The 10,513-nt window shown below is 64.4% G+C and carries 8 protein-coding genes; 6 read left to right on the top strand and 2 right to left on the bottom strand.

From position 1 onward, the window contains the following. Positions 1-4: 4 nt before the first annotated feature. The 3 genes from IVB23_RS05730 to fhuB all read left to right on the top strand — a co-directional run bounded on the left by IVB23_RS05730 (position 5) and on the right by fhuB (position 3,993). Complete coding sequence (locus IVB23_RS05730) at positions 5-985, top strand: alpha/beta hydrolase (protein WP_247802894.1); 981 nt, start codon at positions 5-7, stop codon at positions 983-985. Between the two features lie 178 nt (positions 986-1,163). Then, the gene (locus IVB23_RS05725) at positions 1,164-2,000 is read left to right on the top strand and encodes an ABC transporter substrate-binding protein (RefSeq protein WP_247802892.1); all 837 of its coding nucleotides are present in this window, start codon (positions 1,164-1,166) and stop codon (positions 1,998-2,000) included. Next, positions 1,987-3,993: a Fe(3+)-hydroxamate ABC transporter permease FhuB gene (gene fhuB / locus IVB23_RS05720; RefSeq protein WP_197488784.1), complete on the top strand. Its 2,007-nt coding sequence runs from the start codon at positions 1,987-1,989 to the stop codon at positions 3,991-3,993. The genes IVB23_RS05725 and fhuB overlap by 14 nt, the downstream gene beginning before the upstream one ends. Before the next feature lie 21 nt (positions 3,994-4,014). Here fhuB and IVB23_RS05715 read toward each other — a convergent pair whose 3' ends face one another. Then, on the bottom strand, positions 4,015-4,869 hold the full coding sequence (locus tag IVB23_RS05715; protein WP_247802890.1) for an ATP-binding cassette domain-containing protein: 855 nt from the start codon (positions 4,867-4,869) through the stop codon (positions 4,015-4,017). Then, positions 4,866-5,927: a siderophore-interacting protein gene (locus IVB23_RS05710; RefSeq protein WP_247802888.1), complete on the bottom strand. Its 1,062-nt coding sequence runs from the start codon at positions 5,925-5,927 to the stop codon at positions 4,866-4,868. The genes IVB23_RS05715 and IVB23_RS05710 overlap by 4 nt, the downstream gene beginning before the upstream one ends. Before the next feature lie 25 nt (positions 5,928-5,952). Here IVB23_RS05710 and IVB23_RS05705 point away from each other — a divergent pair, with 25 nt between their 5' ends. The 3 genes from IVB23_RS05705 to IVB23_RS05695 all read left to right on the top strand — a co-directional run bounded on the left by IVB23_RS05705 (position 5,953) and on the right by IVB23_RS05695 (position 10,491). Continuing rightward, complete coding sequence (locus IVB23_RS05705; protein ID WP_346659136.1) at positions 5,953-7,929, top strand: cyclic peptide export ABC transporter; 1,977 nt, start codon at positions 5,953-5,955, stop codon at positions 7,927-7,929. 179 nt (positions 7,930-8,108) lie between these two features. Then, positions 8,109-9,170, top strand: coding sequence for a GNAT family N-acetyltransferase (locus IVB23_RS05700; protein ID WP_247802886.1), 1,062 nt, complete (start codon positions 8,109-8,111; stop codon positions 9,168-9,170). A gap of 22 nt (positions 9,171-9,192) precedes the next feature. Further along, entirely contained in the window at positions 9,193-10,491 is a 1,299-nt protein-coding gene (locus IVB23_RS05695) for a lysine N(6)-hydroxylase/L-ornithine N(5)-oxygenase family protein (protein ID WP_247802884.1), read from the top strand. The last annotated feature ends 22 nt before the right edge of the window (positions 10,492-10,513 follow it).

Genomic DNA, 10,513 nt, shown 5'->3' with positions numbered 1-10,513 from the left:
GCCCTTGAGTCTTGATCCAGATATCGCAGCATTGCTCGAGATGGTGCAGGCCGGCACCGAAAGCGGCGCGCGAACTCCGTTTCCGCAATTGACCGCCGCGCAGGCGCGAGCCGATTTCGATGCGTCCTCACCGCTGCTTGATGTCGATCCGCCGGCGTCGGCCTACGAGCGGGGTTTGTCGCTGCCGGCTCGGGATGGCGCGACGATCGAGGCGCGGCTCTATGCGAGCGCGCAGCCGAGCGAGCGTACCCCCAGTCCGGTTCTTCTTTACATGCACGGCGGCGGCTTCGTCGTCGGCAGCCTCGATTCGCATCAGCCATTGTGCCGCGGCCTCGCCATGGACAGCGGTGCGGCGGTGCTCTCGGTCGGCTACAGGCTCGCGCCGGAGCACAAGTTTCCGACGGCCTTCGAGGATGCAGTCGATGCGTTGGCCTGGATCGGTCGGGAAGGCCGCGCGATCGGGCTCGATCCGCACCGCATTGCCGTCGGCGGCGACAGTGCCGGCGGAACGCTTGCCGCCGCGCTCGCGATCGAAGCGAGGACAAAGACGGGCCTTCCGCAGCCGGTGCTCCAGGTTCTCGCTTATCCCGGTCTCAGCTCCCGACAAACCTCCGCATCCTACGAGCGCTACGGTACCGGCCATCTCCTGGAGCGTAGCACTGTCGATTGGTTCTTCCGGCAATATCTCCGCGATGAGTCGGATCGCGACGATTGGCGTTTCGCGCCGCTCGCAGCGGATGATTTGTCGGGCCTCGCTCCCGCTTGCATCGTCCTCGCCGAGTTCGATCCCTTGGTGGACGAGGGGCGCAATTATGCGGCGCGGTTAGCCGCGGCCGGCGTTCCCGTCGATCTGCACGTTTATCCCGGCATGATCCATGAATTCCTGCGCATGGGGAATATCGTGGCCGATGCCTTGCAGGCGAGGGCCACCATCGGGCGGGCGCTCGCCAAGGCCTTTCTCGCCGCTGGCGAAAAGGCGGCCTGATATGGCAATGCGGCGTGAACGAGAGTATGTCATGATCATCATCTCTCGCGGCCCCTCTGCGAGAGGCGCCTGAACGGATCCCATGAGCACGTCTATTCCAGACCATAGGCTGTCCCGCCGTGCGCTCCTCGGCGCGGGCGCGGCGATCGGAGGCACGGCCCTTGCGGGTAGATGGCCCATGGCGTTTGCTCAAACCGCCGGATCGCAATCCGGCCTCCGGGTCGCTGCGCTCGGCTGGGCCTGTGCCCAGACGATACTGGCGCTTGGTGTCGTGCCGCTGGTGATTCCGGAGATCGAGCGCTATGGCCGGCTGGTCGTCGAGCCGGCTGTCCCGTCCGCCGTTCAGGAGATCGGTCTGCGTTCGGAGCCAAATCTCGAACTGCTGCAGAGCTTCGCGCCCGACATCATCATCATCGATCCCAGCATTGCGGCCGCCATACCGCGGCTCAAGCTGATCGCGCCGGTCGAGACGTTCACGATCTTCAGACCCGGCGGGCATCCTCTCGACACGGCGCGTCGTTCGACGCTGGAGCTTGCCAAACGCCTCGAGGTGCAGTCGGCGTGCGAAGCCTATTTCGCCCGTTTCGACGTCGCCATGGCCGGCTATCGTGAGCGGCTCCGGGGTCGCAGCGGCAAGCCGCTCTATCTCGTCAGCGAGATCGCGCGCAACCGCGCGCTCGTGTTCGGTCCGAACAGCCTCTATCAGGAGGTGCTCGATCAGTGCGGATTGAGGAATGCCTGGACCGGACAGAGCGGCCCATGGGGCTATACCAGTGTTGGGCTCGAAGTGCTCGCCGCGGTTCCGGACGCGCGGCTGGTCTTGATGACCTCGCGGGTCACGGATGTCGAGGCGCTGCTGAAGGCGAGCCCTGTGCTTCACACCCTGCCGTCACTTCGATCGCACCGGCTGACGGTCCTGGGTAATCAGTTCTTCTATGGCGGCGTGCCGGCGGCCGAACGTTTTGCCCGCCTTCTCGCCGAACGTCTGCCGCGGGAAAGCCATGAGCAAGGTTGAGGCACTGCCGGCCCGGTCCGGCCTGGAGATGCATCCGGCGGTGCTGATCGGCTTGCTGCTGGCAGCCGCGGCCGCGCTGACTTGGCGCAACCTGTCCGGATATCTGCCCGCCGGCGCCTGGCTGCCGGTGTTGTGGCGGCCTGAGGTCACCGATCCCCAGCAGATGCTCGTGCACTACACCGTGTTTCCGCGCATTGCGGTGGCGTTGCTGGCCGGCGCGGCCCTCGGTCTTGCCGGCACGGTCTCTCAGCAGGTGTTGCGCAATCCGCTTGCGGAGCCGAGCACCATCGGCGTCCTGAACGGCGCCTATCTTGCGCTGGCCGTGACGACCCTATGGGCGCCGTCGCTGCTCGCCTTCGGCCGCGAGTGGATTGCGCTGTGCGGCGGGTTCGCTGCGTTCCTGTGTGTGTTCGGGCTGACCTGGAAGCGTGCGCTGTCGCCCGTCGTCCTGGTGCTCGCCGGATTGATCGTCAGTTATTACTGCGCCGTGACCACCCAGGCGCTGGTACTGCTCAACCACGAATATCTGATCGGGCTGTTCATCTGGGGGGCGGGCTTCCTCAATCAGCAGGACTGGAGCAACGTGACGTTCCTGGCGCCGCGGCTCCTGATATCGGTCGTCCTGATCGCGGTGATGGTTCGTCCGCTGACCCTGCTCGGTTTCGACGACGAGACCGCGCGCAATCTGGGCCTTGGATTGACGCGAGCGCGGATCTTCGCGCTCGTCATTGCGATCGCGCTCAGCGCTTCGGTCGTCAGCGTGGTCGGCGTCATGGGATTCGTCGGCTTGTCCGCGCCGGCCATCGTCATGCTGTCGGGCGCGCGTCGCTTTCGCGACCGGCTGATCTGGGCGCCTCTTTGCGGCGCCCTGCTGCTGTGGCTGACGGATCAGCTCGTGCTGTTGATTCCGCCCGGCTATCGCGAAATGCCGGCCGGCGCGGTGACGGCCCTGATCGGCGCGCCGATGTTGCTCCTGCTGCTGCCGCGGCTGCGGGCTACCATGCCGATGGGAAATCTGACGCCATCCGCTCCGCAGCGTCTCGATCACCCCTGGCGCGTGATCCTGTTCGCTCTTGTCTTGCTGCTGCTCGTGGTCTGGATCGCACTCGCGCTGGGGGTCGGCTCGGACGGCTGGCACTGGAGCGGTCCGTCCGGCTTGCAGGAGTTCTGGCCGTGGCGCGGGCCGCGCATGGTGTCGGCGCTGGCCGCGGGCGCGACGCTGGCGGTCGCCGGCACGCTGCTGCAGCGGATGACCGGAAACCCGATGGCCGCGCCGGAGGTCATGGGCATCAGCTATGGCGCGGCGATGGGCGTGATCGTTCTGCTCTATCTCTTTCCCCCGCACACGCGGCTGGCGCAGATTGCGGCAGCTGGCATCGGCGCCTTCATCGTGCTGGCGCTAGTGTTGCTGTTCAGCCGGCGGTCCGAGTTCAGTCCGGAGCGCGTGCTCCTGGCCGGGGTCGCCATGAGCGCGGCGTTCGGCGCGATCATCGCCATGGCGCTGGCGACGGGCGATCCGCGGATCGGTACGCTGCTGTCATTGCTGACCGGGTCGCTTTACCAGATCGGTCCGGCCGAGGCCGCGGTCCTCGCTGCGGCGGCGCTCGTTCTGCTGATCATGGTGCCGCTGCTGTCGCGCTGGCTCGACATCCTGCCGCTCGGAGCGACGGCCGCGCGTTCGGTCGGCATCTCGCTGGCGAGAAGCCGCATCATCATCATGCTGCTCACGGCATTGTTGACCGCGACGGCGACGCTGATGGTGGGCCTTCTGAGTCTGGTTGGATTCATTGCTCCGCACATGGCGCGGATGATGGGCGCGCAGCGCGCGTTGCATCAGGCGGCGCTGGCCGCGTTGATCGGGGCGATCCTGATGGTCACGGCAGATTGGGCCGGACGCATGGTGATCTTTCCGTTCCAGATGCCCGCCGGTATCTTCGCCATGATGCTCGCCGGACCCTACCTCATCTGGCTGCTGCGGCCGCAGCGGCGATGACTGCGGCCCAAGCGATGCCGCTTACCGCGCGAAGCTGATGAGATGGCCGTGATCCGGCGACGGCATCACGCCCATCGGGATGCCGTAGATGGTTTCGAGCTCGGCGGGCGTCATGATCTCTTCCGGCCTGCCGCGGGCAATCAGCTTCCCGGAGTGGAGCGCGATGATCTCGTCGCAGAAGCGGGCGGCCATGTTGACGTCGTGAAGCACGACGACCACGCCGAGATTGCGCTCGCGGGCGAGCTGCCTGACCAGCGACAGCACCTCGATCTGATGGGCGATGTCCAGCGCCGAGGTCGGCTCGTCGAGCAACAGGCACTCGGCATCCTGCGCCACCAGCATGCCGATCCAGGCCCGCTGGCGCTCGCCGCCGGACAACGTATCGACCAGGCGGTCCGCAAATGGCTCGATATGGGTCAACGCCATGGCGCTTTCGACCTTCTTGCGGTCGATCTCGCTGAACCGGCCGAGCGCGCCGTGCCAGGGATAGCGGCCGAGTGCGACCAGCTCCTTGACCAGCATGCCGGCGGCGGGCGGCGTCTGCTGCGGCAGGTAGGCGACCTTGCGGGCATAGTCCCGATCGCTCCAGGCGCGCAGTGCGCGGCCTTCGAAAAGAATCGTTCCTGACGTGCTCGGCTGCTGGCGCGACAACAATTTCAGCAAGGTTGACTTGCCGGAGCCGTTATGCCCGATCAGTCCGACGACGCTGCGCGCGGGAAGGGACAAGGTGAGCGGTTCGAGCAGCGCGCGCCCAGCCACCGCGAAGCCGACCTGGTCGAGCTCGAACAACGAGGTGGGTACATTTTGTAAGGCCTGCGTGGTGCTGGTCGGCGCGGCGAGCGTGCTTTTGTCCGTCTGCGCGTTTTGGAAAGTCATGGTTGGCGCAGGCTCCAATAGGCGACGGCCAGATGCTGATCGCGGGAGAGCCTTCGCTCGTCGCGCAAATGGTTTCGCAGGGTCTTCAGCGCCTGCGCCTCACACGCGACCCAGGCGAAGACATCGCCATGGTCGGGCCATTGCACGGCCTTGACGGCGTCGACCAGGAGCTGCGTCGTTCCGGCGGGACGGCCCGCGCGATGCAGCCAGCGGATCGCTACGCCGCTCGGCGCGACCAGCGGAACTTCCTCGCTTCGATCGGCAACCTCGATGAAGGCCTCACCCGTTGCCGTTGCCGGCAGCGTCTCGAGAATTCGCGCGATGGCGGGGAGGGCGGTTTCGTCGCCCACGAGAAGCAACCAGCGTGCCGGACGAATGCCGCGGCCGAGCGGACCGGCCATGCCGCAGACTGCGCCGGCCTTTGCGTTGACGGCGAAGGCCGAGCCCGGTCCGGCATGATCATGAATCACGAAATCGATATCGATCTCGCGGGTCTGCAAGTCGATGCGGCGGATTGTGTAGTAGCGGGTCACGGGCCTGCGGTCGGGCTCCGGCCAAAGGATACGTCCGTCCGGCGCCGGCCACGGCCATTCTGGCTTGGCGAGGCCTTCGGGCGGGAAGTACAGCCGCACGTGCAACTCGTCGTCGTTCACGAAACGGGCGATGTCTTCGCCGGTGAAGGTCAGCCGCCGCATGTGCGGCGTCAGGGTGATCGCGGCCTTCAGCCGCACCTCGCGGAAGTTGGCCAGCGTGCCGCCGTTGGACTCATGACCCGACCAAACGATGGTCGGGGCGATGTCGCCCGCGAATTCGATCACATGCGAGGCGACGACCGCGCGCAGCATCTCCAGATTGCCCTTGTCGTCGGCCTCGACGCGGATCTTGAGCACTTCGGCCTCGACGGCGAGGGAACTGGTTCCAAACGGCAATGTCGCCACCATGAGGCCGCCGCGGTCCTCGAAAGCGATGTCATGCTCGGCCAGATGATCGATCATCCGCGCAGCGAGGCCGGCGGCATCGGGAAGCACGATGCGGGTTTCGGAGATAAGCGGGTCCAAAGTCATTCTCCATCGGGCCTGTCCGATGCTGGCCTTCAAGTGCTTCGATGTCCGGATGTCGCAGCCCGGCACGGCGCCGGATCAAAATCCTGCTCGCTCGCCGGCTGCGCTGCAAAAGCGGTACTACCCGCATCATATTAAAGGCATCGGGGATCCCAAATTAGAATCCATCGAAAGAGCCGACGAAATAAGCGCTGGAAGAGCGGTGCTGCCATCATGTATTCGCATCACATCGGCACGGCTTGTTCTGATCGTGACGGACCGTATAGGCTCGCTTCAGGTCTTCTCCAGCGCGGCTCTCATCATGAACTCACGAAGCGGCCTGATGGCGCAGATTCTGCACCTCCTGCGGCCTTACTGGCCGCTCGTGCTCGGCGGCATCGTTCTGGGTCTGGTTGGCGGCGCCAGCGTCGCGGCGTTGCTCGCGGTCGTCAATCACGGGCTCTATGCCACGCAGGCCGACGTCATCACGCTGCTGCTGGCGTTTGCCGGCCTGTGCCTCCTGATTCTGATCGGGTCCATCGGCGCCGATGTCAGCGCCAACTATGTCGGACAGCGGATCATCGCCGAGCTTCGCAAGTCGCTGGCCGCCAAAATCCTGGCCGCGCCCATCGATCAGCTCGAAATCTACCGGACCCATCGCCTGATCCCGGTCCTCACGCAGGACGTCGACACGATCAGCGATTTCGCGTTCTTCTTTTCGTCCTTTTTCGTCTCGCTCGTGATCGCGCTCGGCTGCATGGTTTACCTGGCGGTGCTGTCGTGGCCGTTGTTCCTGATCACGGGAGCCGTCATCGTTCTGGGGTCGCTGGCGCATGGCTATGCAAGAACCAGAGGCGTCCACGGCTTCAACGTGGCGCGCGATGCGGAGGATCAGCTGCACAAGCAGTATCGCGCGATCGCCGAGGGCGCCAAGGAGCTGCGTCTCAATCGCGTCCGCCGTTGGCGCGTCTATGCGGAGCAACTTCAGCAGACCGTCGACCGGATCAGCTCGGTGCAGATCAGGTCGATCAATCTGTTCGTGACGGCGCGGGCGTTCGGCACGATGCTGTTTTTTGTCGTGATCGGCGTGGCGCTGACCTTGCGTCCGTTCCTTTGGCCCGACAGCCCTGCCGCAGTGTCCAGTGGCTTCGTGCTGGTCCTGCTCTACATGCGCGGACCCATTGATCAGGTCATCGGTATCCTGCCGGCGCTTGGCCGCGCCCAGGTCGCGATGCGGCGCATTGCGGAACTCTCGGAGCAGTTCTCGACCCCCGAGCATAATCTTCTGGCCACTGCTCCCGCTCCGCCGGGCAAGACGACGATCGAATCGATCGAGCTCCGTGGCGTAACCTATGCCTTTCGTGCCGTGCCGGGCAGTGCCCCCTTCGTCCTTGGGCCGGTTGATCTGGTTGTCCGGCAGGGAGAAATCGTTTTCATCGTGGGGCAGAATGGAAGCGGAAAGACGACTCTCATCAAGCTGTTGCTGGGTCTATACGCTCCTCATGGCGGCATCGTGCTTCGCGACGGCTCGCCCGTCCTGACGGAGACGCGGGACGATTACCGCCAGCTCTTCACGACCATTTTCTCCGACTACTATCTGTTCGAGGATCTCATACGCGGAGAGGGCGTGGTTCCCGATGTCGCGGAGCGCTACCTCCGGAGGTTGGAGGTCGCGCACAAGGTCTCCGTCGAGAACGGCGTGTTCACGACGACGGACCTGTCGACCGGACAGCGCAAGCGATTGGCCCTGATGAATGCGTGGCTGGAGGAAAGACCCGTTCTCGTGTTCGACGAGTGGGCCGCGGATCAGGATCCGGCCTTCCGGCACATCTTCTACACGGAGCTGCTCCCGGATCTGAAGCGTCTCGGAAAGACCATCATCGTGATTTCACACGATGATCGCTATTTCGGGATTGCGGATCATCTGGTGCGGCTGCGCGACGGCAAGATCGTCGCAAGTGAGGCAAGGGTCAGCAACGTCGCTGGGGCTTCTGCAGTTCCAACCGATGCGCCGCTTTAGACATATTGTAGCGAGCCGCTGGTGCTATTTGTCGCACGCAAACGACAGGATGCGATCCCGTTTTGCGACAGGCCGTCAGATTTGTAGAGAATCTAATCTGCGTGTGCGCGCATTCCTTGTCAGCCTGTAGGCGAGTGATCTACACCACGCGTCAGCGATGATCGAGATGCGAGGGCCGGATGAACAAGGCTTCGGATTCCGGGACCGGACCTCGTGCGTTCCCGGTCGGCCCATATTCCGCTCAGACCGTTTTCCAGGAGGGCGATCGCCTTCGCGTCGTCGCTGCCGATGTGACCGCATTGGACCTGCGTCTGCGCGAGCGCGTCGATCACGTCGAGATCCTGAATGCCTCGGACGACCGCGAGGTTGCGGCACGGGCGGTGTCGGCGTCCGCCGAGGCGCTGTTTGCCTGGCGACCTGGCGGCGATCGGCTCGTTCTGGACTTCGCTGGAAGAGCGCCGCTTGCACGAGAGCTGACGGAGAGTGGTCTCGCCATCATGTCCGAGGGGCAGCTGGTGCTGCTGCCCGAACTAGTCATGCAGCGGCGGGACAACTGGCTGGTCAACCCCGGGCGACCGCCATTGCCGCAACTCCACGTCATGACGGACGGCAAGCGCCACCCGCGCCGCGCCGCCAAGCCGACGGGAAAGGTGTACGGCCGTTTCATTCCCTGGCTGTCGGAGGTCATCTCGTTTCGCGTGGCCGATCTCGAGAATGATCTCCATTTGTTGCATCGCTGGATGAATGACCCCCGCGTCGATGCGTTCTGGAACGAGGCGGGCGATCTCGACAGGCATCGGCGATATCTGGCCGGTAACCTGGCTGATCCCCATATGCTGCCGTTGATCGGCTGCTTCGGTGATGAGCCGTTTGGCTATTTCGAACTTTACTGGGCCAAGGAAAATCGCATCGCGCCGTTCTATGATGCCGATGACTATGACCGGGGATGGCACGTGGTCGTGGGCGAGGACGCTTTTCGCGGCGGTCGTTATATCAGCGCGTGGCTGCCGTCACTGATGCACTACATGTTCCTTGACGATTGCCGTACGCAGCGGATCGTCGGGGAGCCGGCGGCGGCGCACTCCCAGCAGCTTCGCAATCTCGAGCGCTCGGGGTTCGCGAAGATCAAGAATTTCGACTTTCCCCATAAGCGCGCGACCCTGGTGGTGTTGTTACGCGAGCGCTTCTTCGGCGATCGGCTCTGGCTTCCGGCAGCCGCCGGCCCGGCGGTCCCATCCTAGAGCTCGAGCGGAGCGCAGCTTCATGTCTCATCAACTTGCGGTCGAGCACGACGTCATCGGCGTTGGATTCGGGCCCTCCAACCTCGCGCTTGCGATCGCATTGGACGAATGCGCGAAGCGGTCTCGGCAAAAATGCACGCCGCTGTTCGTGGAGAAGCAGCCGCACTTCACCTGGCATGGCGGCATGCTGCTTCCAGGCAGCGACATGCAGATATCGTTTCTCAAGGATCTTGTCTCCTTGCGCGATCCGACCAGCCCCTTCACCTTTGTGAACTATCTGCACAAGCGCGGCCGCTTGCTGGAGTTCATCAACTGCCGGACGTTCCATCCGAGCCGGGTCGAGTTCAATGATTACCTGCAGTGGGTGGCGAGCCATTTCAAGTCGCAGGCCGCTTACGGCGAGACCATCGTCGCCGTCGAGCCGGTGACGGCCGGGCAGACGGTGACGTCGTTGCGGGTGCATTCGCGCTCGCTCGCCGGCGGAGAGACCGTGCGGCTGGCGCGAAATCTCGTGGTCGCGGTAGGAGGCCAGCCCTATGTTCCGCAGGTGTTTGCCAAGGCTGCCGACGATCGCAGGCTGCTGCATTCCAGCCGCTATCTCGACCTGATCGAGCGCGTTGTCCCGCGCGGCCGGGCCGTGCGCGTGGCCGTCGTCGGTGGCGGGCAGAGCGCGACGGAGGTAACGGTCGATCTTCATGGCCGATGTCCCGAAGCGCACATCGATCTGATCTTCCGCGGCCACGCTCTCAAGCCGTCCGACAGCAGTCCCTTCGTCAATGAGATCTTCAACCCGGACTATACGGACTTCGTCTACGCGCAGCCTGCCGAGCGGCGGGATGCGATCGTCCGCAACTTCCGGAACACCAACTATGCCGTCGTCGATTCCGACCTGCTGGACCAGCTGTATTGGCTGCTCTACCAGCAGCGCGTCGGTGGCGACGCAAGGGTCGTGTTGCGTCCCCGCAGCGAGATTACCAATGTGGATGCGGGACCGGACGGCATCGAGATCGGCGTGATCGACAAGTTCCGCGGCGAAAACCGTCGTTCGACTTACGACGTGGTCGTTCTGGCGACGGGATACGACAGGGATACGCCGCACGGGTTTCTCGAACCGATCCGCCGCTACATTCGCGATGCGGCGCTGGATCGCAACTACCGGCTCGTGACCAGCCCGGCGTTCCGGCCGCAGATTCACCTCCAGGGCTATTCGGAGTCCTCCCACGGCCTGAGCGATACGCTGCTTTCGGTTCTTGCCGTGCGTTCCCAGGAGATTGCGGAGTCACTGCTTTCGACCATATCGCGCCGGGAGCTCATTGCTTAGCTCGCGGTGATGAACACGCCAA

The organism is Bradyrhizobium sp. 191 (assembly GCF_023100985.1).
Lineage (GTDB): Bacteria > Pseudomonadota > Alphaproteobacteria > Rhizobiales > Xanthobacteraceae > Bradyrhizobium > Bradyrhizobium diversitatis.
The sequence above is the reverse complement of the archived record's forward strand: the minus strand, read 5'-3'. Positions and strand labels throughout refer to the sequence as shown.

Excerpts from the sequence above, each read along its gene's own strand:
- IVB23_RS05725 (WP_247802892.1), top strand. The coding sequence starts at position 1,164 with ATGGCGTTTGCTCAAACCGCCGGATCGCAATCCGGCCTCCGGGTCGCT.
- fhuB (WP_197488784.1), top strand. The coding sequence starts at position 1,987 with ATGAGCAAGGTTGAGGCACTGCCGGCCCGGTCCGGCCTGGAGATGCAT.
- IVB23_RS05715 (WP_247802890.1), bottom strand. The coding sequence starts at position 4,869 with ATGACTTTCCAAAACGCGCAGACGGACAAAAGCACGCTCGCCGCGCCG.
- IVB23_RS05705 (WP_346659136.1), top strand. The coding sequence starts at position 5,953 with ATGCTGGCCTTCAAGTGCTTCGATGTCCGGATGTCGCAGCCCGGCACG.
- IVB23_RS05700 (WP_247802886.1), top strand. The coding sequence starts at position 8,109 with ATGAACAAGGCTTCGGATTCCGGGACCGGACCTCGTGCGTTCCCGGTC.
- IVB23_RS05695 (WP_247802884.1), top strand. The coding sequence starts at position 9,193 with ATGTCTCATCAACTTGCGGTCGAGCACGACGTCATCGGCGTTGGATTC.